The organism is Streptomyces sp. NPDC001157, from assembly GCF_053598255.1.
The window spans coordinates 193,348-218,324 of sequence record NZ_JBSFJW010000011.1 but is presented as its reverse complement, the minus strand read 5'-3'; the positions used below and the strand labels follow the sequence as shown (position 1 = coordinate 218,324).

At 66.9% G+C, this 24,977-nt stretch carries 38 protein-coding genes; 3 read left to right on the top strand and 35 right to left on the bottom strand.

Annotated features, from left to right (window positions below):
- Positions 1-84: 84 nt before the first annotated feature.
- From glmM to rplM, 3 genes are all read right to left on the bottom strand, one after another.
- Positions 85-1,443 carry a phosphoglucosamine mutase gene (glmM, locus tag ACWDAG_RS21890; RefSeq protein ID WP_450697225.1) on the bottom strand — a complete coding sequence of 453 codons (1,359 nt, stop codon included), beginning with the start codon at positions 1,441-1,443 and terminating at the stop codon, positions 85-87.
- 152 nt (positions 1,444-1,595) lie between these two features.
- Complete coding sequence (gene rpsI / locus ACWDAG_RS21885) at positions 1,596-2,117, bottom strand: 30S ribosomal protein S9 (protein WP_115906438.1); 522 nt, start codon at positions 2,115-2,117, stop codon at positions 1,596-1,598.
- Between the two features lie 42 nt (positions 2,118-2,159).
- The gene (gene rplM / locus ACWDAG_RS21880) at positions 2,160-2,603 is read right to left on the bottom strand and encodes a 50S ribosomal protein L13 (RefSeq protein ID WP_030930458.1); all 444 of its coding nucleotides are present in this window, start codon (positions 2,601-2,603) and stop codon (positions 2,160-2,162) included.
- A 337-nt stretch (positions 2,604-2,940) separates the two neighbouring features.
- On the opposite strand from rplM, the gene ACWDAG_RS21875 reads away from it, so the two are divergent.
- Positions 2,941-3,825, top strand: a complete 885-nt coding sequence (locus ACWDAG_RS21875) for a hypothetical protein (RefSeq protein ID WP_450697224.1) — start codon at positions 2,941-2,943, stop codon at positions 3,823-3,825.
- On the opposite strand, the gene truA is transcribed toward ACWDAG_RS21875, so the two are convergent.
- From truA to rpsJ, 31 genes are all read right to left on the bottom strand, one after another.
- Complete coding sequence (truA, locus tag ACWDAG_RS21870; protein WP_450697223.1) at positions 3,826-4,683, bottom strand: tRNA pseudouridine(38-40) synthase TruA; 858 nt, start codon at positions 4,681-4,683, stop codon at positions 3,826-3,828.
- A 140-nt stretch (positions 4,684-4,823) separates the two neighbouring features.
- A complete protein-coding gene (gene rplQ / locus ACWDAG_RS21865; protein ID WP_450697222.1) occupies positions 4,824-5,342 on the bottom strand; it encodes a 50S ribosomal protein L17 in 519 nt (172 codons plus the stop codon).
- Between the two features lie 85 nt (positions 5,343-5,427).
- Complete coding sequence (locus ACWDAG_RS21860; protein WP_003966937.1) at positions 5,428-6,450, bottom strand: DNA-directed RNA polymerase subunit alpha; 1,023 nt, start codon at positions 6,448-6,450, stop codon at positions 5,428-5,430.
- Positions 6,451-6,599: 149 nt separating this feature from the next.
- Entirely contained in the window at positions 6,600-7,004 is a 405-nt protein-coding gene (gene rpsK / locus ACWDAG_RS21855) for a 30S ribosomal protein S11 (protein ID WP_003956432.1), read from the bottom strand.
- 70 nt (positions 7,005-7,074) lie between these two features.
- The gene (gene rpsM, locus ACWDAG_RS21850; protein ID WP_020135802.1) at positions 7,075-7,455 is read right to left on the bottom strand and encodes a 30S ribosomal protein S13; all 381 of its coding nucleotides are present in this window, start codon (positions 7,453-7,455) and stop codon (positions 7,075-7,077) included.
- Between the two features lie 196 nt (positions 7,456-7,651).
- Complete coding sequence (rpmJ, locus tag ACWDAG_RS21845) at positions 7,652-7,765, bottom strand: 50S ribosomal protein L36 (protein WP_003998809.1); 114 nt, start codon at positions 7,763-7,765, stop codon at positions 7,652-7,654.
- Positions 7,766-7,824: 59 nt separating this feature from the next.
- Positions 7,825-8,046: a translation initiation factor IF-1 gene (gene infA, locus ACWDAG_RS21840; protein ID WP_003948620.1), complete on the bottom strand. Its 222-nt coding sequence runs from the start codon at positions 8,044-8,046 to the stop codon at positions 7,825-7,827.
- 225 nt (positions 8,047-8,271) lie between these two features.
- Positions 8,272-9,108, bottom strand: coding sequence for a type I methionyl aminopeptidase (gene map / locus ACWDAG_RS21835; RefSeq protein WP_450697221.1), 837 nt, complete (start codon positions 9,106-9,108; stop codon positions 8,272-8,274).
- A 99-nt stretch (positions 9,109-9,207) separates the two neighbouring features.
- The gene (locus ACWDAG_RS21830) at positions 9,208-9,870 is read right to left on the bottom strand and encodes an adenylate kinase (protein ID WP_450697220.1); all 663 of its coding nucleotides are present in this window, start codon (positions 9,868-9,870) and stop codon (positions 9,208-9,210) included.
- Positions 9,870-11,183: a preprotein translocase subunit SecY gene (secY, locus tag ACWDAG_RS21825; RefSeq protein WP_450697219.1), complete on the bottom strand. Its 1,314-nt coding sequence runs from the start codon at positions 11,181-11,183 to the stop codon at positions 9,870-9,872. The genes ACWDAG_RS21830 and secY overlap by 1 nt, the downstream gene beginning before the upstream one ends.
- 187 nt (positions 11,184-11,370) lie before the next feature.
- Entirely contained in the window at positions 11,371-11,826 is a 456-nt protein-coding gene (rplO, locus tag ACWDAG_RS21820) for a 50S ribosomal protein L15 (RefSeq protein ID WP_003974249.1), read from the bottom strand.
- 2 nt (positions 11,827-11,828) lie between these two features.
- Complete coding sequence (gene rpmD / locus ACWDAG_RS21815; protein WP_003974250.1) at positions 11,829-12,011, bottom strand: 50S ribosomal protein L30; 183 nt, start codon at positions 12,009-12,011, stop codon at positions 11,829-11,831.
- Positions 12,012-12,013: 2 nt separating this feature from the next.
- On the bottom strand, positions 12,014-12,619 hold the full coding sequence (rpsE, locus tag ACWDAG_RS21810) for a 30S ribosomal protein S5 (protein ID WP_009190144.1): 606 nt from the start codon (positions 12,617-12,619) through the stop codon (positions 12,014-12,016).
- 36 nt (positions 12,620-12,655) lie between these two features.
- The gene (gene rplR, locus ACWDAG_RS21805; RefSeq protein ID WP_147995165.1) at positions 12,656-13,039 is read right to left on the bottom strand and encodes a 50S ribosomal protein L18; all 384 of its coding nucleotides are present in this window, start codon (positions 13,037-13,039) and stop codon (positions 12,656-12,658) included.
- Between the two features lie 3 nt (positions 13,040-13,042).
- A complete protein-coding gene (gene rplF, locus ACWDAG_RS21800; protein WP_030046383.1) occupies positions 13,043-13,582 on the bottom strand; it encodes a 50S ribosomal protein L6 in 540 nt (179 codons plus the stop codon).
- 24 nt (positions 13,583-13,606) lie between these two features.
- On the bottom strand, positions 13,607-14,005 hold the full coding sequence (gene rpsH / locus ACWDAG_RS21795) for a 30S ribosomal protein S8 (RefSeq protein ID WP_115906446.1): 399 nt from the start codon (positions 14,003-14,005) through the stop codon (positions 13,607-13,609).
- A 213-nt stretch (positions 14,006-14,218) separates the two neighbouring features.
- Positions 14,219-14,404: a type Z 30S ribosomal protein S14 gene (locus tag ACWDAG_RS21790; RefSeq protein WP_003948630.1), complete on the bottom strand. Its 186-nt coding sequence runs from the start codon at positions 14,402-14,404 to the stop codon at positions 14,219-14,221.
- Positions 14,405-14,409: 5 nt separating this feature from the next.
- Positions 14,410-14,967 carry a 50S ribosomal protein L5 gene (gene rplE / locus ACWDAG_RS21785; protein ID WP_007494758.1) on the bottom strand — a complete coding sequence of 186 codons (558 nt, stop codon included), beginning with the start codon at positions 14,965-14,967 and terminating at the stop codon, positions 14,410-14,412.
- Positions 14,967-15,290, bottom strand: a complete 324-nt coding sequence (gene rplX / locus ACWDAG_RS21780; protein WP_018543913.1) for a 50S ribosomal protein L24 — start codon at positions 15,288-15,290, stop codon at positions 14,967-14,969. The genes rplE and rplX overlap by 1 nt, the downstream gene beginning before the upstream one ends.
- A 2-nt stretch (positions 15,291-15,292) precedes the next feature.
- Complete coding sequence (rplN, locus tag ACWDAG_RS21775; RefSeq protein WP_003998823.1) at positions 15,293-15,661, bottom strand: 50S ribosomal protein L14; 369 nt, start codon at positions 15,659-15,661, stop codon at positions 15,293-15,295.
- A 312-nt stretch (positions 15,662-15,973) separates the two neighbouring features.
- Complete coding sequence (gene rpsQ, locus ACWDAG_RS21770; RefSeq protein WP_450697218.1) at positions 15,974-16,264, bottom strand: 30S ribosomal protein S17; 291 nt, start codon at positions 16,262-16,264, stop codon at positions 15,974-15,976.
- Positions 16,264-16,488: a 50S ribosomal protein L29 gene (gene rpmC, locus ACWDAG_RS21765; RefSeq protein WP_030930505.1), complete on the bottom strand. Its 225-nt coding sequence runs from the start codon at positions 16,486-16,488 to the stop codon at positions 16,264-16,266. The genes rpsQ and rpmC overlap by 1 nt, the downstream gene beginning before the upstream one ends.
- A complete protein-coding gene (rplP, locus tag ACWDAG_RS21760) occupies positions 16,488-16,907 on the bottom strand; it encodes a 50S ribosomal protein L16 (protein ID WP_009327094.1) in 420 nt (139 codons plus the stop codon). Before rplP ends, rpmC begins: the two co-directional genes overlap by 1 nt.
- A 5-nt stretch (positions 16,908-16,912) precedes the next feature.
- Positions 16,913-17,740: a 30S ribosomal protein S3 gene (gene rpsC / locus ACWDAG_RS21755; protein ID WP_030839666.1), complete on the bottom strand. Its 828-nt coding sequence runs from the start codon at positions 17,738-17,740 to the stop codon at positions 16,913-16,915.
- Positions 17,740-18,087 carry a 50S ribosomal protein L22 gene (rplV, locus tag ACWDAG_RS21750; protein ID WP_003974262.1) on the bottom strand — a complete coding sequence of 116 codons (348 nt, stop codon included), beginning with the start codon at positions 18,085-18,087 and terminating at the stop codon, positions 17,740-17,742. Before rplV ends, rpsC begins: the two co-directional genes overlap by 1 nt.
- 43 nt (positions 18,088-18,130) lie before the next feature.
- A complete protein-coding gene (gene rpsS / locus ACWDAG_RS21745; RefSeq protein WP_030930516.1) occupies positions 18,131-18,412 on the bottom strand; it encodes a 30S ribosomal protein S19 in 282 nt (93 codons plus the stop codon).
- Positions 18,413-18,424: 12 nt separating this feature from the next.
- A complete protein-coding gene (rplB, locus tag ACWDAG_RS21740; protein ID WP_115906448.1) occupies positions 18,425-19,261 on the bottom strand; it encodes a 50S ribosomal protein L2 in 837 nt (278 codons plus the stop codon).
- A 38-nt stretch (positions 19,262-19,299) separates the two neighbouring features.
- Positions 19,300-19,719, bottom strand: a complete 420-nt coding sequence (rplW, locus tag ACWDAG_RS21735) for a 50S ribosomal protein L23 (protein ID WP_099930777.1) — start codon at positions 19,717-19,719, stop codon at positions 19,300-19,302.
- Complete coding sequence (gene rplD, locus ACWDAG_RS21730; protein ID WP_266958977.1) at positions 19,719-20,375, bottom strand: 50S ribosomal protein L4; 657 nt, start codon at positions 20,373-20,375, stop codon at positions 19,719-19,721. The genes rplW and rplD overlap by 1 nt, the downstream gene beginning before the upstream one ends.
- Positions 20,376-20,383: 8 nt before the next feature.
- The gene (gene rplC, locus ACWDAG_RS21725; protein ID WP_189933353.1) at positions 20,384-21,028 is read right to left on the bottom strand and encodes a 50S ribosomal protein L3; all 645 of its coding nucleotides are present in this window, start codon (positions 21,026-21,028) and stop codon (positions 20,384-20,386) included.
- A 17-nt stretch (positions 21,029-21,045) separates the two neighbouring features.
- Complete coding sequence (gene rpsJ, locus ACWDAG_RS21720; protein WP_003948644.1) at positions 21,046-21,354, bottom strand: 30S ribosomal protein S10; 309 nt, start codon at positions 21,352-21,354, stop codon at positions 21,046-21,048.
- A 636-nt stretch (positions 21,355-21,990) separates the two neighbouring features.
- On the opposite strand from rpsJ, the gene ACWDAG_RS21715 reads away from it, so the two are divergent.
- On the top strand, positions 21,991-22,155 hold the full coding sequence (locus ACWDAG_RS21715; RefSeq protein ID WP_450697217.1) for a hypothetical protein: 165 nt from the start codon (positions 21,991-21,993) through the stop codon (positions 22,153-22,155).
- A 182-nt stretch (positions 22,156-22,337) separates the two neighbouring features.
- On the top strand, positions 22,338-23,705 hold the full coding sequence (locus ACWDAG_RS21710; protein WP_450697216.1) for a S41 family peptidase: 1,368 nt from the start codon (positions 22,338-22,340) through the stop codon (positions 23,703-23,705).
- Between the two features lie 119 nt (positions 23,706-23,824).
- Here the strand turns inward: ACWDAG_RS21710 and ACWDAG_RS21705 are convergent, their stop codons facing one another.
- A complete protein-coding gene (locus ACWDAG_RS21705; RefSeq protein ID WP_450697215.1) occupies positions 23,825-24,967 on the bottom strand; it encodes an acyltransferase family protein in 1,143 nt (380 codons plus the stop codon).
- Positions 24,968-24,977 lie beyond the last annotated feature (10 nt).

Sequence of the window (24,977 nt, the reverse complement as noted above, 5' to 3'; positions counted from 1 at the left end):
ACGCAGGCGGCCTCGACGTCAGTGAAACAATCAGTAACCCATTCGGCACATTGTGTTACAACCTTCGGGTGATGCGGGTCGGCTCTAACCCAGCGCCGACTTCACCACATCGGCAAGCCGCCCGGCCACCGCCCGAGCCTGGTCGATGTCCGCTGCCTCGACCATCACCCGCACCAAGGGCTCGGTCCCCGACGGCCGCAGCAACACCCGCCCGGTGGAACCGAGTTCGCGCTCGGCCTCGACCACGGCAGCCGCCAGCTCAGGCGAGGTCTTCACCCGCGCCCGGTCCACGTCCGGCACATTGATCAGCACCTGCGGCAGCCGCTCCATGACGCCCGCGAGGTCCTTGAGCGTACGACCGGTCTCGGCGACCCGGGCCGCCAGCAGCAGCCCGGTCAGCGTGCCGTCACCGGTGGTCGCGTGATCGAGGATGATCACGTGCCCGGACTGCTCACCCCCGAGCGCGTACCCGTGCTCCTTCATCTCCTCCAGCACATACCGGTCCCCGACCGCCGTCTGGACGAGATTCAGCCCCTCCCGCTCCAGCGCCAGCTTGAAGCCCAGGTTGGACATGACCGTGGCGACAACGGTGTCCTCACGCAGGACGCCCCGCTCCCGCATCGCCAGCGCCAGCACGGCCAGGATCTGGTCGCCGTCGACCTCCGCACCGGTGTGGTCCACGGCGAGGCACCGGTCCGCGTCGCCGTCGTGCGCGATGCCGAGCGCGGCCCCGTGCTCGACGACGGCGGCCTTCAGCAGGCCCAGGTGCGTCGATCCGCAGCCGTCGTTGATGTTGAGCCCGTCCGGCTCGGCACCGATCGTGATCACCTCGGCGCCGGCCTGCGAGAACGCCTCCGGCGACACCCCGGCCGCGGCACCGTGCGCCTCGTCGAGGACGATCTTCAGCCCGTCGAGCCGGTTCGGGAGCACGCCGGTCAGATGCGCGACGTACTGGTCGAAGCCCTCGTCGTACGAGCGCACCCGCCCGACGCCCGCACCGGTCGGCCGCTCCCAGGGCTCGCCGTGCCGATGCGCGTCGTACACGGCCTCGATCTTGTCCTCGAGCTCGTCGGCGAGCTTGTGGCCGCCGCGGGCGAAGAACTTGACGCCGTTGTCGGGCATGGCGTTGTGGCTGGCGGAGAGCATGACGCCCAGGTCGGCACCGAGCGCGCCCGTGAGGTACGCCACAGCAGGAGTGGGCAGCACGCCGACGCGCAGGACGTCCACGCCCGCGCTCGCGAGCCCGGCGACCACGGCGGCCTCCAGGAACTCCCCGGACGCGCGCGGGTCCCGTCCGACGACCGCCGTCGCCCGGTGGCCCTCGAAGGTGCCCGCCTCGGCCAGTACGTGCGCCGCGGCCACGGAGAGGCCGAGCGCCATCTCCGCCGTCAGGTCCGCGTTGGCGACGCCGCGCACGCCGTCCGTGCCGAAGAGTCGTCCCACTGTGTTGTCCTCCGTATTGCTGAAGAGAGTGCGGCTCACTCCCGAGTACATCCCCTGAGACTGTCCGGGAACAGTAGGGGTTGTGTAAACGAACCGCCCCGGCAGCACAAGAGGTGCCGCCGGGGCGATCGTTGCAAAGACAGCGGACGCGATTAGCGCTTGCTGTACTGCGGGGCCTTGCGGGCCTTCTTCAGACCGGCCTTCTTGCGCTCGACCGCACGGTCGTCGCGACGGAGGAAGCCGGCCTTCTTGAGCGGGCCGCGGTTGTTGTCGACGTCGGCCTCGTTCAGCGCACGGGCGACACCGAGACGGAGCGCACCGGCCTGACCGGAGACACCGCCACCCGCGATGCGGGCGATGACGTCGTAACGGCCCTCGAGCTCGAGCACCTTGAAGGGCTCGTTGACTTCCTGCTGGTGCACCTTGTTCGGGAAGTAGTCCTCGAGGGTGCGACCGTTGATCTTCCACTTGCCGGTGCCCGGGACGATCCGGACGCGGGCGATGGCGTTCTTGCGACGGCCCAGGCCGGCGGCCGGCTGGGGCTCGCCGAAGCGGGACGCGAGGGACTCCGAGGTGTACTCGCCCTCGACGGGGACCTCGGACTCGGTGGTGTAGCTGTCGATGTCGACGAGCTCAGTCTCTTCGACCGGCTGCTCAACGGTGGTCTCGGCCACGATTCTCCTCAGATTCTCTTCAGTCTTAGGGGGTGGCCGGACTTACTGCGCGACCTGGGTGATCTCGAACGGCACCGGCTGCTGGGCAGCGTGCGGGTGCTGGTCGCCCGAGTAGACCTTCAGCTTGGAGAGCATCTGACGGCCCAGGGTGTTCTTGGGGAGCATGCCCTTGACGGCCTTCTCGACGGCCTTCTCGGGGTTGTTCGCGAGGAGGTCGTCGTAGCGGACCGAGCGCAGACCACCCGGGTAGCCGGAGTGGCGGTACGCCATCTTCTGGGTCCGCTTGTTGCCGGAGAGGTGCACCTTGTCGGCGTTGATGATGATGACGAAGTCACCGGTGTCGACGTGGGGGGCGTAGATCGGCTTGTGCTTGCCCCGGAGGAGGGACGCAGCGGTGGTGGCGAGACGGCCCAGGACGACGTCCTGAGCGTCAATGACGTGCCACTGGCGAGTCACATCGCCGGGCTTAGGGCTGTACGTACGCACTTCTCAGCCTTCTTCTTCAGGGATGGGTGCTGACACAAGGCATCCTTGAAGCGATCGTGCAGCTGGGGACGACAGTGCCGGGAACGCTGCCCGTATGCCGCCCACTGGTAACTGCTCCAGGGAACCTACGTAAGGGCTTCTCTCGTGAGAAAGACCAAGCCGATACGCATAACAAACCGCAAGGGTACTAGCGCAGCCCCGAACGGGTCAAAACGAGGCCGCCGCCGCACCCCGGAGAATGAACGGGGACCGAGATGTGCCCCCCTGCCGGAAAGGTCCCCGGCGGCTCCACCGGAGGCACACCGGCACCGTCCGCCTCCCGTCTAAGATGCGCCCCATGAGCTTTGGGCAGCAGGGGGGACCCCAGTCCCAGTGGGACCCCTGGAAACCGCACTCCCAGCAGCCGTGGACCAGCGGCGGCGACGACGGCCAGACCCCGGACTGGGCAGCGCTCGCCGAGGCCTCCGAGGCGCGCAACAAGAAGCGCCGGCTGCTGTTCATAGGCGGCGGCGTGGTCGCCACCATCGCCATCGGCACCGCCGTCGCCATGGCCGTCGTCTCGGCGAACGGCAACAACGAGGCCTCGGGCAACCCGTCCAACCTGCCCGCCAGCGGGTCCATCCCGAGCGGCAGCGCCTCGGCGCCCTCCTTCGCCCCGACCAGCGCCCCGCCCCCGCTGGACCCGAAGGACTTCATCGCCAGCAAGGCCAAGGACACGGCCCCGCTCAGCGCGCAGAGCCTCTTCCCGTACGCCCAGTTGCCCATGGGCTCGGCGCAGTACAAGAGGGGCGCGACGAGCGACACGAAGAACTGCGCCTCGACCGCCCAGGGCACCCTCACCAAGGTCCTCACCGCCAACGACTGCACCCGCCTCCTGCGTGTCACCTACACCAGGAAGGACGTCGCGGTGACGATCGGCGTCGCCGTCTTCGACACCGAGGCACAGGCGACCAAGGCCAGGACCCAGGCGGACAAGAAGGGCTTCGTCAAGGCACTGGCCGGCAGCGGTGTGAAGGCCTTCTGCAACGCCGCCCTCTGCCTCACGACAGCCAACTCCTACGGCCGCTACGCCTACTTCGCCACCGCCGGCTTCACCACCGGCAAGGACGTCTCGAACCAGTCCACGACGGTCTACTCGGCCGGCAACGACCTGCGGCTGTTCACCTACCGCCAGATCCGCAGCCGCGGCGAGGCCCAGGCGTCGGCGGCGGCGAACCAGTAACTAACAGCACCCGGCCCCGGGCAGCGTCCGCTTGTTCCGCGCCTCCTTGTTGCGCGCGGCGAGCAGCTCGTCGGCCGGGTAGCCGACCTCCTCCAGGGTCAGCCCGTGCGGCCGTACGACATGCACGGCCGAGTCCCGTACGCCGGCCGCGAGCACCTTGCCCGGCCACTCCGGCCCCCGGTGCCCGTCCCCCACGAACAGCAACGCCCCGATCAGCGAGCGCACCATGTTGTGGCAGAAGGCGTCGGCGCGCACGGTCGCGGTGATGATGCCGTCGTCCCCGCGCACCAGGCTCAGCTGCTGCAGCGTTCGAATGGTGGTCGCGCCCTCCCGCTTCTTGCAGTAGGCGGCGAAGTCGTGCTCCCCCAGCAGCCGCTCGGCGGCCTCGTTCATGGCGTCGACGTCGAGCGGCCAGTCGTGCCAGAGCACATGACTGCGCAGCAGCGGATCGACCCCGCCCGGATTGTCGGTGACCCGGTACGCGTACCGCCGCCAGACCGCCGAGAAACGGGCGTTGAAGCCGCTGGGCGCCTCCCTGAGGGCCCATACCCGCACATCCTTCGGCAGCCGCCCGGCAAGCCGCTTGAGCAGCTTGTCGTGGTGCGCACCCCAGACCTCCCGCGGCAGATCCACATGGGCCACCTGCCCCCGCGCATGCACCCCGGCATCGGTCCGCCCGGCCACGGTCAGCTCGTACGAGACGCCTCCGGACCGGGTGACGGTCCGCAGCGCGTCCTCGATCTCCCCCTGCACGGTCCGCCGCCCCCCGGCCTGCTTGGCCCACCCGGAGAACTCGGAGCCGTCGTAGGAGAGGTCGAGACGAACACGTACATAACCAGGCTCTACTTCGTCACTCACACAGAGATCCTCTCAAGAACCAAAGTGGGCCCGCTCCTCGAAAGGAACGGGCCCACTGAGCGCCCCGCAAGGGGCGCGGGGAACTGCGCGACCAGCCACCACGAACCCGCAGCCGCAACCGAACAGCCCCCGGCAGACGCTTACGCGTCCTTGGACTCCTCGGCGGCAGCGTCCTCGACCTCGTCGGCCTTGGTCGTGTCGACCTTGGTCTCCTCGGCAGCCGGAGCGGCAGCGGCCTCCGCGTCCTTGGCGGCACGCTTGGTGGCGGCCTCGGCCTCACCCGTAGCCTGCTGCGCGACCGTCAGCGCCTCGACCAGCTCGATGACAGCCATGGGCGCGTTGTCGCCACGGCGGTTACCGATCTTGGTGATGCGGGTGTAGCCACCCGGACGGTTCTCGTAGCGCGGGCCGATCTCGGTGAAGAGCGTGTGGACGACGCTCTTGTCCGTGATGACCTGCAGCACCTGGCGGCGGTTGTGAAGGTCGCCCTTCTTCGCCTTGGTCACCAGACGCTCGGCGTACGGCCGCAGACGGCGGGCCTTCGCCTCGGTGGTGGTGATACGGCCGTGCTCGAACAGCGACTTCGCGAGGTTCGCAAGAAGCAGCTTCTCGTGCGCGGCGCTGCCGCCCAGACGGGCACCCTTGGTGGGCTTCGGCATTGTTCTTCTCCTGTGTGTCTGCCCCGGCCGTATCAGGTACCGGGGTCAGGAACCCGATGAGCGGATGCTCACCGGCAACGACCGATCAGTACTGCTCGGTCTCCACGAAACCCGCGTCCGCGTCGTCGTCGGCGCCGAAGGCGTCGGCGGCGGCCGTGGGGTCGAATCCGGGCGGGCTGTCCTTCAGGGCCAGGCCCATACCGGCCAGCTTCGCCTTGACCTCGTCGATGGACTTCGCACCGAAGTTGCGGATGTCCAGGAGGTCGGCCTCGGAGCGCGCCACGAGCTCACCCACGGAGTGGATGCCCTCACGCTTGAGGCAGTTGTACGACCGAACGGTGAGCTCCAGCTCCTCGATCGGCAGCGCCAGGTCGGCGGCAAGGGCGGCGTCCGTGGGGGACGGGCCCATGTCGATGCCCTCGGCGTCGATGTTCAGCTCGCGGGCGAGACCGAACAGCTCGACCAGGGTCTTACCGGCGGAGGCCATGGCGTCACGCGGACGCATCGCCTGCTTGGTCTCGACGTCGACGATCAGCTTGTCGAAGTCGGTGCGCTGCTCGACACGGGTCGCCTCGACCTTGTACGTGACCTTCAGCACGGGGCTGTAGATGGAGTCGACCGGGATACGGCCGATCTCCTGGCCCACCTGCTTGTTCTGCACGGCGGAGACGTAACCACGGCCACGCTCGACCGTGAGCTCCATCTCCAGCTTGCCCTTGCCGTTGAGCGTGGCGAGGACCAGGTCGGGGTTGTGCACCTCGACACCGGCCGGGGGCGCGATGTCGGCGGCGGTGACGAGACCCGGGCCCTGCTTGCGCAGGTACATCACGACCGGCTCGTCGTGCTCCGAGGAGACGACCAGCTGCTTGATGTTGAGGATCAGGTCGGTGACGTCCTCCTTGACGCCCGGCACGGTGGTGAACTCGTGCAGAACGCCGTCGATGCGGATGGACGTGACCGCCGCACCCGGGATCGAGGAGAGGAGCGTACGACGCAGGGAGTTGCCGAGGGTGTAGCCGAAGCCCGGCTCCAGCGGCTCGATCACGAACCGGGAGCGGAACTCGTCGACGACCTCTTCGGTCAACGAGGGACGCTGAGCGATCAGCATGTGTGGATCAGATCCTTCATTCGTGGACGCCCGCTATTTGACGCCCGACGGAACCGCCCCCGGCAAAAGGGACGGGTACTGCAAGGGTACGGGCGATACGGCCCTTTTACGGAGCCGTACCGCCCGGAAAACCCTGAAGCAGCCGTGCGTCAGACGCGACGACGCTTCGGCGGACGGCAGCCGTTGTGCGGGGTGGGGGTGACGTCCTGGATGGAGCCGACCTCGAGGCCCGTGGCCTGGAGGGAACGGATCGCGGTCTCACGACCGGAACCCGGGCCCTTCACGAAGACGTCGACCTTGCGCATGCCGTGCTCCTGCGCGCGGCGGGCGGCCGACTCGGCGGCCATCTGCGCGGCGAAGGGGGTGGACTTGCGCGAGCCCTTGAAGCCGACGTGGCCGGCGGAGGCCCAGGAGATCACGTTGCCCGAGGGGTCCGTGATCGAGACGATCGTGTTGTTGAACGTGCTCTTGATGTGCGCGTGGCCGTGAGCGACGTTCTTCTTTTCCTTGCGGCGCACCTTCTTGGCAGCGCCCTGACGACCCTTGGGGGGCATCTACAAACTCCTACGGGGAGGTGGTCGGTCCTACAGCGAAGACCGCTGATGAAGCGTTGTCCGCTGAGGACTACTTCTTGCCCGGCTTCTTCTTGCCGGCGATGGCGCGACGCGGACCCTTGCGGGTACGGGCGTTGGTGCTGGTGCGCTGACCACGGACGGGCAGACCGCGACGGTGACGGAGACCCTGGTAGCAGCCGATCTCGACCTTGCGGCGGATGTCGGCCTGGATCTCGCGACGGAGGTCACCCTCGGTCTTGATGTTGTTGTCGACGTACTCGCGGATCGCGACGAGCTGCTCTTCGCTCAGGTCACGAACACGGGTGTTCGGGTCGATGCCCGTCTCCGCCAGCGTCTGCTGCGAAAGGGTCCGGCCGATGCCGAACACGTAGGTGAGGGCGACCTCCACGCGCTTTTCGCGCGGGATGTCAACACCGGAAACGCGTGCCATTCAATGGCTCCTGGTGATCTTCGGAGGTCTTCCACAGAACCGGTTCCCAGCCGCCGTACCAGGTACGAACTGGGTCCCCGGCCTCCGAACCGGGGGTGTCAGGCAAATGCTCGCCTGGGTCCTGCGTATGAACATATTCAGCTCGCGTCGCGCGAATCTCTGCGATATCGATGCAGAGGGATCGGTCGATCGTGCGTCAGCCCTGGCGCTGCTTGTGGCGCGGGTTCTCGCAGATGACCATGACCCGACCGTGACGGCGGATCACCCTGCACTTGTCGCAGATCTTCTTGACGCTCGGCTTGACCTTCATGGGATTGAGGTTCTCCGGGTCAGTGCCACCACCCCGCCGAAGCGGGATGCGGGCAAGATCTACTTGTAGCGGTAGACGATCCGGCCACGCGTCAGGTCGTACGGAGAGAGCTCCACCACGACCCGGTCGTCAGGGAGGATGCGGATGTAGTGCATACGCATCTTGCCGCTGATGTGTGCCAGGACCTGGTGGCCGTTCTGGAGCTCGACCTTGAACATGGCGTTCGGAAGAGACTCGACGACAGTGCCCTCGATCTCGATGGCACCTTGCTTCTTGGCCACGCTTCGCCCTTCGAATCGACTACCTTGATCGACTCCCGCCAGCGCATGAAGACATGCGGGTACACGAGAGCCGACGAGTCAGTCTACGTCAGCGCACTCGGAAAGACGAATCGAGGAAGAATGCCCCGCAGGGGAGATCATTAAGCGCGCCGAGCCTGCAGCGCCCCTTCAGGGGCAGGGGGAACTGCGCGACCAGCCCCCACCAACCCGCAGACCACATACGACCTAAGCCAGCGGATCCGGCGCGGCAGTAATTCCGTGCTCCGCCAGCTTGGCCTTGCCGCCATCAGGAGCCGTGAGCACCAGGGGGCCCTGCTCGGTCAGAGCGACGGAGTGCTCCCAGTGGGACGACCACGTACCGTCGATCGTGATGACCGTCCAGTCGTCGGAGAGGACCTCGGTCTTCGGGGTGCCGAGAGAAACCATCGGCTCGATCGCGAGGCAGAAGCCGGGAACCAGCTTCGGACCCTTCCCTCGGCGCTTCTCGACATAGTTCAGCAGATGCGGATCCATGTGCATCTCGGTACCGATGCCGTGACCGCCGTAGTCCTCGATGATCCCGTACTTGCCGCCGCCCGGCTTCGGCTGGCGGCGGATGTACGTCTCGATGGCCCTCGACACATCGACCAGCCGGTTGCCCTGCTTCATCGCCGCGATGCCGGCCCACATCGACTCTTCCGTGACCCGGGAGAGCTCGATCAGCTCGGGCGCGTGGCCGGAGCCGACGAAGGCGGTGTACGCCGCGTCGCCGTGCCAGCCGTCGATGATCGCGCCGCAGTCGATGGAGATGATGTCGCCGTCCTTCAGGACGACGTCGTCGGACGGGATGCCGTGGACGACGACCTCGTTGACGGAGGTGCAGATGGTCGCCGGAAAGCCGCCGTAGCCGAGGAAGTTCGGCTTGGCGTTGTGCTCGGCGAGTACCTTGCGCGCGACCTGGTCCAGGTCCTTGGTGGTGGCCCCGGGCACCGCGGCCTCACGAGTGGCCGCGTGGATGGCGGCGACGACCAGCCCCGCCTCACGCATCTTGGCGATCTGCTCGGGGGTCTTGATCTGCACCATGGATGGCCTGCGCTCTCCGTCACTCACGTCAACCGGTTACCTACACAACAGTACGGCCGTGACGCCCCGTCGGGTGCCACGGCCGTAACTGGCTGACGGCTACTTGCCGTCGTCCTCGCGCTTGAGGGCTTCCAGCGCCCGCTGCGTGACCTCGGCCACCGGGCCGAGGGACGAGATCGTGACGACCAGGCCCTGCGACTTGTAGTAGTCGATGATCGGCTCGGTCTGCGTGTGGTAGACCTCGAGCCGCGTGCGCACGGTCTCCTCGGAGTCGTCGTCACGCTGGTACAGCTCGCCGCCGCAGACGTCGCAGACGCCTTCCTTCTTGGCGGGGCTGTACGTCACGTGGAAGACGTGCGCCGAGTCGTTACGGCAGATGCGCCGGCCGGCGATCCGCTTGACGACCTCTTCCTCGGGGACTTCGAGGTCGAGAACGGCGTCCAGCTTGATGCCCTCGGTCTTGAGCAGCTCGTCCAGCGCCTCGGCCTGCGAGACGTTGCGCGGGAAACCGTCGAGCAGGAAGCCGTTCTCCGCGTCGGCCTGCTCCATGCGGTCCTTGGCCATCGCGATGGTGACCTCGTCGGGGACGAGGTTGCCGGCGTCCATGTAGGACTTCGCGAGTTTCCCGAGCTCCGTCTGCTGGCTGATGTTGGCGCGGAACAGGTCGCCCGTGGAGATGTGCGGGACGCGCAGCTTGTCGGCAAGGCGAGTGGCCTGCGTGCCCTTCCCTGCACCCGGCGGCCCGACGAGGACGATTCGCATCAGCGGAGGAACCCTTCGTAATTGCGCTGCTGAAGCTGGCTCTCAATCTGCTTCACCGTTTCGAGGCCAACACCCACGATGATCAGGATGCTGGTACCGCCGAACGGGAAGTTCTGGCTTGCCCCGAAGCCAACCAACGCCATCGTCGGTACGAGAGCGATCAGACCCAGATACAGCGAACCCGGCCAGGTGATCCGGTTGAGTACGTAGCTGAGGTACTCAGCGGTCGGTCGGCCAGCCCGGATGCCCGGGATGAAGCCACCATACTTCTTCATGTTGTCGGCGACTTCCTCGGGGTTGAAGGAGATCGCCACGTAGAAGAACGCGAAGAAAACGATCAGCAAGAAGTACGTGGTGACATAGACCGGGTGGTCACCCTTGGTCAGGTTGTTCTGGACCCAGGTCTTCCAGCCGGAATTGCCGCCCGAGAACTGAGCGATCAGGCTCGGGATGTAGAGCAGCGACGAGGCGAAGATCACGGGGATGACACCCGCCTGGTTGACCTTCAGCGGGATGTACGTGGACGTGCCTCCGTACGACCTGCGTCCGATCATGCGCTTCGCGTACTGCACGGGGATCCGCCGCTGGGCCTGCTCGACGAAGACCACCAGGCCGACCATCACCAGACCCACGGCGATCACGGTGCCGAACTCGATCCAGCCGCCGGCCAGCTTGCCCTGCAGCTTGATCGCCCAAAGGGCGCTCGGGAAGGTCGCGGCGATCGAGATGAACATCAGGATCGACATGCCGTTGCCGATGCCGCGGTCGGTGATGAGCTCACCGAGCCACATGACGACGCCGGTGCCGGCGGTCATGGTGACGACCATGGTGATGGTGGTGAAGATCGACTGGTCCGGAACGATCTGGCTGGCCACCGGGCAGCCGGTGAACAGCGCGCCGCTGCGGGCGGTGGCGACCAGACCGGTGCCCTGGAGGATGGCCAGCGCCACCGTCAGGTACCGGGTGTACTGCGTGATCTTCGCCGTGCCGGCCTGGCCCTCCTTCTTGAGGGCTTCGAGGCGCGGGATCACGACGGTCAGCAGCTGCAGGATGATGCTCGCCGTGATGTACGGCATGATGCCGAGCGCGAAGATCGTGATCTGCAGCAGCGCGCCGCCACTGAACATGTTGATCAGACTGAACAGGCCGCGGTTCGAGCTGGCCACATCCATGCACTGCTGGACGTTCTTGTAGTCGACGCCCGGGATCGGGATGTGTGTACCGACCCGGTACACCACGATGATGCCGAGCGTGAAGAGCAGTTTCTTGCGCAGGTCGGGCGTCCTGAACGCCCGGGCGAACGCGGTGAGCACGGTGCCTCCTGCGACCCCCGCGCAACTGCGTCAAGGGTGACGGTCTTGAGGTTCGACGGATACAAAAAGAAACAGTGCAGGCTACCTTACCGGCGGCACGGCTCCCCTTGGAACGACCGACCGGGGATACCCCATTGTGAGGTATCCCCGGTCGGGACTTCTTACGTCATCGAGACGTCCGAAAAACTCAGACGAGCTCGGTGACGGTGCCGCCGGCGGCGGTGATCTTCTCCTTGGCGGAGCCGGAGACGGCGTCGACCGTCACCTGCAGCGCCACGGAGATCTCGCCCTGGCCGAGGACCTTGACGAGGCTGTTCTTGCGAACGGCACCCTTGGCCACCAGACCCTCGACGGTGACCTCGCCACCCTCGGGGTAGAGCGCGGCCAGCTTGTCGAGGTTCACGACCTGGAACTCGGTCTTGAACGGGTTCTTGAAGCCCTTCAGCTTCGGGAGACGCATGTGGAGGGGCATCTGCCCACCCTCGAAGCGCTCCGGAACCTGGTAACGGGCCTTCGTGCCCTTGGTACCACGACCGGCCGTCTTACCCTTCGACGCCTCACCACGACCAACACGGGTCTTGGCGGTCTTGGCGCCCGGGGCGGGACGGAGGTTGTGGATCTTGAGCGGGTTGTTCTCCGCCATGATCAGTCGACCTCCTCGACCGTCACGAGGTGGCGGACGGTGTGCACCATGCCGCGGAACTCGGGGCGGTCCTCCTTGACGACCTGCGTGTTGATGCCCTTGAGACCAAGGGAGCGCAGGGTGTCGCGGTGGTTCTGCTTGCTGCCGATGTAGGACTTGACCTGCGTAATCTTGAGCTGCGCCATGATTACGCACCCGCCCCGGCACGCGCACGCAGCAGAGCCGCGGGGGCGACGTCCTCGAGCGGCAGACCACGGCGGGCCGCGATCTCCTCGGGACGCTGCAGACCCTTCAGGGCCTCCACGGTCGCGTGCACGATGTTGATCGCGTTGTCGGAGCCGAGCGACTTCGACAGCACGTCGTGGATACCGGCGCACTCGAGCACGGCACGCACCGGGCCACCGGCGATAACACCGGTACCGGGGGACGCGGGCTTGAGCAGCACGACGCCGGCAGCCTTCTCACCCTGGATGGGGTGCGGGATGGTGCCCTGGATACGGGGGACCTTGAAGAAGTGCTTCTTGGCCTCCTCAACACCCTTGGCGATGGCGGCCGGCACCTCCTTGGCCTTGCCGTAACCGACACCCACGGTGCCGTCACCGTCGCCCACCACGACCAGCGCGGTGAAGCTGAAGCGACGACCACCCTTCACAACCTTGGCGACACGGTTGATCGCGACGACACGCTCAACGTAAGCAGTCTTCTCGGCGGCGGCTGCGCCACCGTCACGACCCTTACGGTCCCGCCGCTCGCCGCCACCGGCACCGCCACCGCGGCGCTGGGGTCCAGCCATTGGATTACCTCTCTCTTTCCGCTAGCTACGAGCGGCTCAGAACTTGAGCCCGGCTTCGCGGGCGGCGTCCGCCAGGGCGGCGATGCGCCCGGCGTACTGGTTGCCACCACGGTCGAACACGACGGCCTCGACACCAGCGGCCTTGGCGCGCTCGGCGACCAGGGCACCGACCTGCTTGGCCTGCGTGGACTTGTCGCCCTCGCCACCGCGGATCGAGGTGTCCAGGGTGGACGCCGACGCAAGGGTGTGACCCTTGATGTCGTCGATCACCTGGGCCACGATGTGGCGGTTCGAGCGGGTAACGACCAGACGCGGACGCTCCGCCGTTCCGTTGATGTGCTTACGGATCCGGATGTGGCGGCGCTTGATCGCGGCGCGCTTGTAGGCGTCGCCCTTAAGGATCTTCTGTCCGTATGCCATGGCTTACTTACCCGCCTTTCCGACCTTGCGGCGGATGACTTCGCCCTCGTACTTGACGCCCTTGGCCTTGTACGGGTCGGGCTTGCGCAGCTTGCGGATGTTGGCCGCAACCTCGCCGACCTTCTGCTTGTCGATGCCCTCGACCGAGAACCGGGTGGGGGCCTCCACCTTGAAGGTGATGCCCTCGGGGGCCTCGACGGTGATCGGGTGGCTGTAGCCGAGAGCGAACTCCAGGTTCGAACCCTTGGCGGTCACTCGGTAACCGACACCGCTGATCTCGAGCTTCTTCACGTAACCCTGGGTCACGCCGGTGATCATGTTCGCCACCAGCGTGCGGGACAGGCCGTGCAGGGCCTTGTTCTGACGCTCGTCGTTGGGGCGGGTGACGTTGAGAACGCCGTCCTCACCCTTGGCGATGTCGATCGGCGCGGCAACGGTGTGGGTCAGCGTGCCCTTGGGGCCCTTGACCGAGACCGTACGGCCGTCGATGGTGACGTCCACGCCGGCGGGAACCGTGATGGGGAGCTTGCCAATACGCGACATAGCTTTTTCCTCCGTTCCCTTCCGCTACCAGACGTAGGCGAGGACTTCCCCACCCACGCCCTTCTTGCCGGCCTGCTTGTCGGTCAGAAGACCGTGCGACGTGGAGATGATCGCCACGCCGAGGCCACCGAGGACCTTGGGCAGGTTGGTGGACTTCGCGTACACCCGGAGACCGGGCTTGGAGATCCGCTTGATGCCCGCGATGGAGCGCTCACGGTTCGGGCCGAACTTCAGCTCGAGAACGAGGTTCTTGCCGACCTCGGCGTCCTCGATCTTCCAGCCCGTGATGAAGCCCTCCTGCTGGAGGATCTCCGCGATGTGCGACTTGATCTTCGATGCCGGCATCGACACGGAGTCGTGGTATGCCGAGTTCGCGTTCCGCAGACGCGTAAGCATGTCTGCGATCGGATCAGTCATGGTCATGAATTGGCCTTCGGCCTCTCTCGCCGGGGTTTCCAGGTGCCCATCCCTCTCCTCGATCCGAGACGAGGCGGGTGCGGTGCGGTGGACCTACGGCGTAGTAAGTCGTACGGGCGACCATCAGGCGCCCAACCCTCCAAGCCTAAGCCATGGAAGGGAGGGCGCCTGACACGCCCATTGCTTACCGAGAGCTTCGGGAATCCCTAAAAGTCGGGATTACCAGGAGCTCTTGGTCACGCCCGGCAGCTCGCCACGGTGAGCCATCTCACGAAGGCACACGCGGCACAGGCCGAACTTGCGGTACACGGAGTGGGGACGGCCGCAGCGCTGGCAGCGCGTGTAGCCACGCACGCCGAACTTGGGCTTGCGAGCAGCCTTCGCGATCAGAGCCTTCTTCGCCATCTCGCTCACGCCTCCTTGAAGGGGAAGCCGAGGTGACGAAGGAGCGCACGGCCCTCAGCGTCGTTGGTCGCCGTGGTCACCACGGTGATGTCCATACCCCGGACGCGGTCGATCTTGTCCTGGTCGATCTCGTGGAACATGACCTGCTCCGTGAGACCGAAGGTGTAGTTGCCACGGCCGTCGAACTGCTTGGGGGACAGACCACGGAAGTCGCGGATGCGCGGGAGCGCGAGCGACAGGGTGCGGTCCAGGAACTCCCACATGCGGTCGCCACGGAGCGTGACGTGGGCACCGATCGGCTGGCCCTCACGCAGCTTGAACTGCGCGATGGACTTGCGGGCCTTGGTGACGGCCGGCTTCTGACCGGTGATCGTGGTGAGGTCGCGGATGGCGCCCTCGATCAGCTTGGAGTCGCGGGCGGCGTCGCCCACACCCATGTTGACCACGATCTTGACGAGGCCGGGGATCTGCATGACGTTCTCGTACTTGAACTCGTCACGCAGCTTGCCCGCGATCTCCTCGCGGTACTTCGTCTTGAGACGCGGAGTGGTGGTGGTAGCCATCAGATGTCCTCACCCGTCCGCTTGGCAACGCGGATCTTGTTGCCCTCGTCGTCGAAGCGGTAACCGACACGCGTGACGACCTTGTTGCCGTCCTTCTCAACGACCAGCTGGACGTTGGAGACGTGGATCGGCGCCTCGGTCGTGACGATGCCGCCGGCCTGCGAACCGCTGGCGGTCGGACCGGCCTTGGTGTGCTTCTTGACCCGGTTGACACCCTCGACCAGGACACGCTCGTCGCGCGGGTAAGCGGCAATGACCTTGCCCTGCTTGCCCTTGTCCTTGCCGGTGATGACCTGGACCAGGTCGCCCTTCTTGATCTTCATGCTTACAGCACCTCCGGAGCCAGCGAGATGATCTTCATGAACTTCTTCTCGCGCAGCTCACGCCCGACCGGGCCGAAGATGCGGGTGCCGCGAGGGTCGCCGTCGTTCTTCAGAATGACGGCGGCGTTCTCGTCGAAGCGGATGTACGAGCCGTCCGGACGGCGGCGCTCCTTGACGGTGCGAACGATGACCGCCTTGACGACGTCACCCTTCTTCACGTTGCCACCGGGGATCGCGTCCTTGACGGTGGCGACGATGACGTCACCGATGCCCGCGTAGCGGCGACCGGAGCCACCGAGCACACGGATGCAAAGGATCTCCTTCGCACCAGTGTTGTCGGCGACACGAAGTCGCGACTCCTGCTGGATCACGTCTATCTCCTGTTTGTCTGCCGGTTCCCTCCGGGGGTTGGCCCGGAGAGCCTGGCGGAACCGTCCTGCCGGGATACCCCCGCAGGAATTACTTGCCGACCCGGCCGGGCCGCGGGGCGGCTCTCGCGACGAGCGCGAGTGCCTCACGCACCTCGGCCGGGCTTCCCGGCGGCGGCTCCGTAAGTCGTTTCACGGAGCTCGCCGGGCGGCGGTCTTTCTTCGATCGGGCGAAACCTCGCCGGGAGCGCCCGGCCGGGCCGGGGCCCAGGGGCGAGCCCCCGGCGGGGGCAGCGGGGGCGAACCCCCGCTTGATTACTTCGCCTTCTCGAGGATCTCGACGACGCGCCAGCGCTTCGTCGCGGACAGCGGCCGGGTCTCCGCGAGGAGGACACGGTCGCCGACACCCGCGGCGTTCTGCTCGTCGTGCGCCTTGAGCTTGCTCGTACGGCGGATGACCTTGCCGTACAGCGCGTGCTTCACGCGGTCCTCGACAGCGACGACGACGGTCTTGTCCATCTTGTCGCTGACGACGAGACCCTCACGGGTCTTGCGGGCGCCACGTGCCTCGGTCGTCTGCTCTTCAGTCACATTGCTCTCGCTCATCAGGCGTTCTCCACCGTTTCGATGCCCAGCTCACGCTCGCGCATCAGGGTGTAGATCCGCGCGATGTCCTTACGGACCGCCTTCAGGCGGCCGTGGTTCTCGAGCTGACCCGTCGCCGCCTGGAAGCGGAGGTTGAACAGCTCTTCCTTGGACTCGCGGAGCTTCGCGAGAAGCTCCTCGTTGCCCAGCTCGCGCAGCTCGGACGCCTTGGTACCGGCCGACATCACGCTTCACCTGCCTCGCGCTTGACGATCCGGCACTTCATCGGCAGCTTGTGAGCGGCACGAGTGAGGGCCTCACGCGCAATCTTCTCGTTGGGGTACGACAGCTCGAACATCACGCGTCCGGGCTTGACGTTGGCGATCCACCACTCCGGAGAACCCTTACCGGAACCCATGCGGGTCTCGGCAGGCTTCTTGGTGAGGGGACGGTCCGGGTAGATGTTGATCCAGACCTTGCCACCACGCTTGATGTGACGCGTCATGGCGATACGAGCGGCCTCGATCTGACGGTTCGTCACGTACGCCGGGGTGAGCGCCTGGATGCCGTACTCGCCGAACGCAACCTGCGTGCCGCCCTTGGCAGCGCCGGAGCGCTTCGGGTGGTGCTGCTTGCGGTGCTTGACCCTACGGGGGATCAGCATGTCGGTCAGGCCTCCGTTCCGGTGCTCTCAGCCGGAGCGGCGGCGGGAGCCTCGGCCTTGGGGGCCTCGGCGCCGGCAGCCTGCTGCGGCTTGCGACCGCGCCCGCCACGCTCGCCACCGCGGCCACCACGGGCCGGGCGGTCGGCGCCACCACGGGCCGGGCGGTTACCCGCACGGGCCGCAGCGTTCTCGGCGCGGACCTCGGCGATGTTCTTGACGTCGCCCTTGTAGATCCAGACCTTCACACCGATGCGGCCGAAGGTCGTCTTGGCCTCGAAGAAGCCGTAGTCCACGTTCGCGCGGAGCGTGTGCAGGGGCACACGGCCCTCGCGGTAGAACTCGGAGCGGGACATCTCGGCGCCACCGAGGCGGCCACCGCACTGGATCTTGATGCCCTTGGCGCCCGCCTTCATCGCCGACTGCATGCTCTTACGCATGGCGCGGCGGAAGGAGACGCGGGAGGAGAGCTGCTCGGCGACGGCCTGGGCCACCAGCTGAGCGTCCGTCTCCGGGTTCTTGACCTCGAGGATGTTCAGCTGGACCTGCTTGCCGGTCAGCTTCTCCAGGTCACCGCGGATGCGGTCGGCCTCGGCGCCGCGGCGGCCGATGACGATGCCCGGGCGCGCCGTGTGGATGTCCACACGGACGCGGTCACGGGTGCGCTCGATCTCAACCTTCGAGATGCCGGCGCGCTCCATGCCGGACGTCATCATCCGACGGATGGCGACGTCTTCCTTGACGTAGTCCTTGTACAGCTTGTCGGCGTACCACCGGGACTTGAAGTCCGTGGTGACACCGAGCCGGAACCCATGCGGGTTAACCTTCTGGCCCATTACCGGGTTCCTTCCTTGCTGCTGACGACCACGGTGATGTGGCTGGTCCGCTTGCGGATCCGGTAGGCACGGCCCTGGGCGCGCGGCCGGAACCGCTTCAGGGTCGGGCCCTCGTCGACGTACGCCTCGGAGATGAAGAGGCTGTCGGCGTCGGTGTGGTCGTAGTTGTGCGCGGCGTTGGCGATGGCGCTGTCGAGCACCTTGCCGACGGGCACGGAGGCTGCCTGCGGAGCGAATCGCAGAACAGCCTGAGCCTCCGTGGCATCCATGCCACGGATAAGGTCCACCACGCGGCGGGCCTTCATGGGCGTAACGCGGATGTACCGCGCCTGGGCCCTGGCTTCCATGGTTGTCCCTCTCAGTTACTTACGTGTCTGAATGCGATCCGCTTTAGCGGCGCTTCGACTTCCGGTCGTCCTTGACGTGGCCCCGGAAGGTGCGCGTCGGCGAGAACTCGCCGAGCTTGTGGCCGACCATCGACTCGGTGACGAACACCGGGATGTGGGTCTTGCCGTTGTGCACCGCGATCGTGTGGCCGAGCATGGCCGGGACGATCATCGAGCGACGGGACCAGGTCTTGATGACGTTCTTGGAACCGGCTTCGTTCTGAGCATCCACCTTCTTGGCGAGGTGCTCGTCGACGAAGGGCCCCTTCTTGAGACTGCGCGGCATCTAAACCCGCTCCTAGCGCTTCTTGTTCGTCTTGCGGCGGCGGACGATGTACTTGTTCGACGCCTTCTTGGGCGAACGAGTACGACCTTCCTTCTGACCCCAGGGGCTGACCGGGTGGCGACCACCGGAGGTCTTGCCCTCACCACCACCGTGGGGGTGGTCAACCGGGTTCATCGCCACACCGCGAACGGTCGGGCGGACGCCCAGCCAGCGCTTGCGGCCGGCCTTGCCCCAGTTGATGTTGCTCTGCTCGGCGTTGCCGACCTCGCCGACCGTGGCGCGGCAGCGCTGGTCGACCAGGCGGATCTCACCGGACGGCATGCGGAGGTGGGCCATCGAGCCCTCCTTCGCGAGCAGCTGCACGGAGGCACCGGCGGAGCGGGCGAACTTGGCACCGCCGCCCGGACGAAGCTCCACGGAGTGGATCGTCGTACCGACCGGGATGTTGCGCAGCGCCAGGTTGTTGCCGGGCTTGATGTCGGCGCCCGGACCGTTCTCGATCCGGTCGCCCTGGGTCAGACCCTTCGGCGCCAGGATGTAGCGCTTCTCGCCGTCCGCGTAGTGGAGCAGCGCGATGCGCGCGGTGCGGTTGGGGTCGTACTCGATGTGCGCGACCTTCGCCGGCACGCCGTCCTTGTCGTGACGACGGAAGTCGATCACTCGGTAGGCGCGCTTGTGTCCGCCACCCTGGTGGCGAACGGTCACACGACCGGCGTTGTTACGGCCGCCCTTGCTGTGCAGCGGGCGGACCAGCGACTTCTCCGGCGTGGACCGCGTGACCTCGACGAAGTCGGCGACGCTGGAGCCACGGCGGCCCGGCGTAGTCGGCTTGTACTTGCGGATTCCCATTTCTCAGTCCTCGTCCGATATCGGACGATCCGACCCGCTTACGCGGTCGGACCGCCGAAGATGTCGATACGGTCGCCCTCGGCGAGGGTCACGATCGCGCGCTTGGTGGCCGCACGCTGGCCGAAGCCGGTGCGGGTCCGCTTGCGCTTGCCGATGCGGTTGATCGTGTTGACCCCGGTGACCTTGACCGAGAAGACCGCCTGGACGGCCTGCTTGATCTGGGTCTTGTTGGCACTCGGGTCGACGATGAACGTGTACTTGTTCTCGTCGAGAAGCGCGTAGCTCTTCTCGGAGACGACCGGCTTGAGCAGCACGTCACGGGGGTCCGTGTACGACTTGCTCAGCGGGGTCTCGACGGTGTTCTTGCCCTCGGCGGCGTGGCGGCGCGCCTTGGCGACGCGCGCGGCCTTGGCGGCCTTGGCAGCCTTGGAGGCAATGCTCGGGTGACGCGTAGCCATCAGGCTTCGCTCCCTTCGGTGTCAGCGGCCTTGGGGCCAGACACGAAGGACTCGAAAGCGGCCTGGGTGAAGACCACGTCGTCCGAGACGAGAACGTCGTACGTGTTCAGCTGGCCCGGCTCCAGGATGTGGACCTGGGGCAGGTTGCGGGCGGACAGCCACGCGGCCTCGTCGGCGCGCTCGACGACCAGGAGCAGGTTCTTCCGCTCCGAGATCTTGCCGAACAGCGTCCGGGCGGCCTTCGTCGACGGGTTCTCACCCTCGACGACGCCGGAGACGACGTGGATGCGGTTGTGGCGGGCCCGGTCGGTGAGGGCGTGACGCAGCGCGGCAGCCTTCATCTTCTTCGGGGTCCGCTGCGAGTAGTCACGCGGCACGGGACCGTGCACGACGCCACCACCGGCGAACTGCGGGGCGCGGGTCGAGCCCTGACGGGCGCGGCCGGTGCCCTTCTGGCGGTACGGCTTCTTGCCGCCACCGCGAACCTCGCCACGGGTCTTGGTCTTGTGCGTGCCCTGACGGGCCGCGGCCAGCTGCGCGACGACGACCTGGTGGATCAGCGGGATGCTGACCTTCTCGACGTCGAAGATCTCCGCGGGGAGCTCGACGGAACCGGCCTTGTCGCCCGCCGGCGAAAGGATGTCAACAGTGCTCATCGGTTACCTCAGGCCCCCTTGGCCGCGGTGCGGACCAGGACGAGGCCGCCGTTCGGACCAGGAACCGCGCCCTTGATGAGCAGCAGGCCCTTCTCCGCGTCAACGGCGTGGACGGTCAGGTTCTGGGTGGTGACCCGCTCGTTGCCCATGCGACCCGCCATGCGGAGGCCCTTGAACACACGGCCCGGGGTGGCGCAGCCACCGATGGAACCGGGAGAGCGGTGCTTGCGCTGGGTGCCGTGACCGGCGCCGAGGCCACCGAAGTTGTGGCGCTTCATGACACCGGCGAAGCCCTTGCCCTTGCTCTTGCCGGTGACGTCGACCTTGACGCCGGCCTCGAACACCTCGGCGGTGATCTCCTGGCCGAGGGTGTACTCGCTGGCGTCAGCGGTACGGATCTCGACGAGGTGGCGGCGGGGGGTGACGTCGGCCTTGGCGAAGTGGCCCTTGAGGGGCTTGTTCACCTTGCGCGGGTCGATCTCGCCGAAGGCGATCTGAACCGACTCGTAGCCGTCGCTGTCGTTCGTACGCACCTGGGTGACGACGTTCGGGCCGGCCTTGACGACGGTGACCGGAACAACACGGTTGTTCTCGTCCCACACCTGCGTCATGCCGAGCTTCTCGCCCAGGATGCCCTTGATCTGCTTAGCCATTCTCAGATCACCGACCCTCAGAGCTTGATCTCGATGTCGACACCGGCCGGGAGGTCGAGTCGCATCAGAGAGTCAACGGTCTTGGGCGTCGGGTCGAGGATGTCGATCAGGCGCTTGTGCGTGCGCATCTCGAAGTGCTCGCGCGAGTCCTTGTACTTGTGCGGCGACTTGATGACGCAGTACACGTTCTTCTCAGTGGGCAGCGGCACCGGGCCCGCGACCGACGCACCAGTACGGGTCACCGTCTCGACGATCTTCTTCGCCGAGGAGTCGATGACCTCGTGGTCGTAGGCCTTGAGCCGGATGCGGATCTTCTGTCCCGCCATGGCTACTCAGTAGTCCTTTGTCTCTTCACGCTCTGGAACCCGGTCCTCCACGCTCCTCGCCGACCCACGCGGTCGGGCGTGTCGCGCTTTCACTGACACAGATGTCCCTTGTTCGAACATCCCTTGCCTGGGAAAGAGGTTCACCCGGGTGCCTGGCCAGTGCCGCACTGACACTTCCCGGAAGATTCCCGTACGTCCGCCCCAGTGCTGCCTTACGGCAGTTAGGGCGACGAGTACTGTGGGACTCGCTTCCGGTCCTCCCGGCGGGAGGCGCGCAGCATCAACACTCGACCGAGCAACTCCGACAGTCTGCCATACGGGGCAGGGGCCTGGCCAATCGAGCCGGAGAGAATACCCCCGGGGTGACGCAGGTCAAACCCGCACCCTTGACGCGCCGCGGACGCCCCCGGGACGAACCCTGTCCGGAGCCCCTCTCGCGTTCATCTCCATGAACACGAACCAAGCACCCAACTGTTGACGCGTCCATAGCAAGCGCATCGCGTGTGTCAGCCTGCCGTCCGGCGCGCTCGTCGCGCTGTCCGGCACGCAGTACTCGTCGCCGATCACGATCCCGGCCGGCAACAACGGCACCGCGGGCGCCCGCACCACCCTGTCCGCCTACCGGGCGACACCCCGGTGCTCAACTTCTCTGCACAGAGCGAGAGTTCGTCGAACCGCGGGCTCGGGCTGAACGCGAACCACTGGCACGTCCACGGCCTCACCGTCGAGCGCACGGCAACGGCGTACAACCGCGACACCGGCCTGCGGCTGGGCCGGCTCGAACGACAAGACCGTCGGTGACGCCGACGGCCGACCAGTTCTGGACGGGCACCAACGGCTCCCGCTGCTGTGACGCCGTGACCAGGGGCTTCTGACTCCCCTGGGGCTTCCCCCACCCCGATACACCGGCTTGCCGGATGGTCCGGGGGAAGCCGCTCCGGCCACGGTGGTGACACAGCCCGCAGCCACCGGAGGGACCACTCGTGCGCATCGTCACGGCCACCGCCGTCATCCTGACCCTGGCGGCGGGAGCCGCACCGGCCACCGCGGCCGACGCCGGCACATCCACTACGGACGGCCTGTGGCGCATGGACGGCTACGGCACCGTCCTCGCCCTCGGCCACGGGGTCTACCAGGAGTACCAGACCACCGCGGTGAGCTGCCTCAAGGGCGACACCGCGCGGCAGACCGGCCCGGGGACGTACGCGGCGGACGGCGTCGTGCTGACCGTACGCGGGGGCCGGGACCAGGATCACGCCCGGCTTTCGGCGGACAGTTCCGTGGGCCACCGTCAGCTGCATCGGATCGCGGCACTGCCCGGACGGTGCACCCGGCCGACGCCCAGGGACCCCCGTACTGCCTTCGACGTCTTCTGGCAGTCCTTCGAGGAGAACTACCCGTTCTTCGCCGCCAAGGGCATCGACTGGCACGCGGTACGCGACCGCTACCGCCCGTGGATCCACAAGGACACGAGCCGCTCTCGGCTCTTCGACGTCTTCAGCCGGATGGTCGCCCCGCTCCACGACGCCCATGTCGCCGTACAGGACGGCGACCACGTCTTCGCCCAGGCCCGCCCCGGCACCGAGGCACCCACGGAACAACTGGACGCCAGGGTCAAGGAGTTCACCGTCAAGCGCGATCTCGCTCGGGCTCCCTACCGGCGGGACTTCGCTGCCGGGCGCATCACCTACGCCGACCTGCCCGACAACGGCCCCGGCTACCTGCGCATCTCCGGCTTCGGCGGCTACACGACCGCCGACCACGGCTCGTACGCGGCCAACCTTGCCGAGCTCGACAAGGCGCTCGACACCGTCCTCACCGCGGAGCGCACCCGGCGCCTGCCGGGCCTGATCATCGACCTGCGCATCAACGGCGGCGGCTCCGACGCCCTCGGCATCCACATCGCAGAGCGCCTCACCGACCGCCCGTACATCGCCTACGCCAAGCGCGCCCGCAACGACCCGGCCGACCCGACCCACCACACCCGCCCCGAGCCCGTACACGTGGTCCCCGCCCACGCGCCCCGCTACACCGGCCCCGTCGCCGTCCTGACCGGCGGCTCCACGGTGAGCGCGGGTGAGACCTTCACCCAGGCCCTCCTGGACCGCCCGGGCAGGACGACACGCATCGGCCAACCCACACAGGGCGTCTTCTCGGACGTCATGTCCCGCAAGCTCCCGAACGGCATGACCGCCTGGCTCCCCAACGAGGAGTTCCTGACCCACGAGGGCCACACCTTCGACGGCACGGGCATCCCACCCCAGCTCACCGAGCCGGTCTTCACAAAGGAAGAGTTCGCACAGGACAGGGACTCGGCATTCGACCGAGCGGTGAACGAACTGGACCGCTGATCAGGGTGCGCGGAATCCGCTTCGGTGCGGCAGCGTCCCTCAAGGGGCGCGGGGAACTGCGCGACCAGCCCCCACCGGCCTGCAGCCGACCGACGCCCCATCGCGGCACCCCTGCGGAGCTACACCGTGCGCAACCGCGCAAACGACATATCCAGCCCCCGCTTCAGCACCCGCGCCACAGGCCGCTCCACCACCCGATGCACAACCCAACTCAGCACCAGAAACCCGCCGATGACAACGGCAACCAGCAACCGCGGATCCATGGCGTCCCGAAGCTGCCCGATCACCGTCGTTCCGGCCACGTAGTGGATCAGATACAGCGGATACGTCAGGCTCCCCGCCGTGACCAGCCACTTCCACCGGACGCGATCCGTCGCACCGAGCGCGATCGCGACCATCACGAGCAGGAACACGGTGTAGATCACCACGCTCCCCCGCCACCCGGAGACATGCTCGGTGCCGTCGATCCTCAGGCCCAGCTGCCGCTGCCCCATCAGCCACGCCATCCCGAGGATTCCCCACAGCAGCAGGTCCTGGCCGAAGCGGTGCATGAGGTAGAGGGCAAGGCCCGCGATGAAGAACCAGGCGCCCTCCGGGTCGGCGGCCAGCGTCATGAGGTGGAACTCCGAGACCGGGGCGAGCATCGCGGCCGCACCCCACACACAGCAGAAGATCACGACCTTGCGGTACGTCAGCCCGGTGGCGACGACGACCATGAAGAGCAGATAGAAGCGCAGCTCCGACCAGAGCGTCCAGTAGACGCGGTCGACATTCTCCACGCCCGAACCCGACTGCAGCATCGTGAAGTTGAGCAGGATGTCGCGCAGCTTCAGCCGGTCCCAGATCCCCGGCCCCGGCGCCACCACCAGCACGGCCGTGGTGAAGGCGATCCCGAACCAGTAGGCCGGGTACAGGCGGATCACCCGGGAGACGAAGAAGTCCCGCGGGGTGCGCCCCCAGCAGGACATGCAGATCACGAAGCCGCTGATCACGAAGAAGATCTCGACGCCGATCCAGCCGTAGGCGGCGAAGTGGAAGACCGTCGGCATGGTGTCGGACACCGGCCGGCCCCAGATGGCGTTGCCCGGCTGGTCGACGCGCCAGCTGCCGACGTAGTGGTGCACGGCCACCATGAGGGCGGCGACGAGACGGATGCCGTCGATGGCGTACAGGCGGGGACGCTCGCGGCGGAGTGGGGCCGCCTGACGGCGTACCTGCACCGTCCGCAGCTGTTGCGTCGGCCGGTCGACCATCGTGGACATCAACGACCAT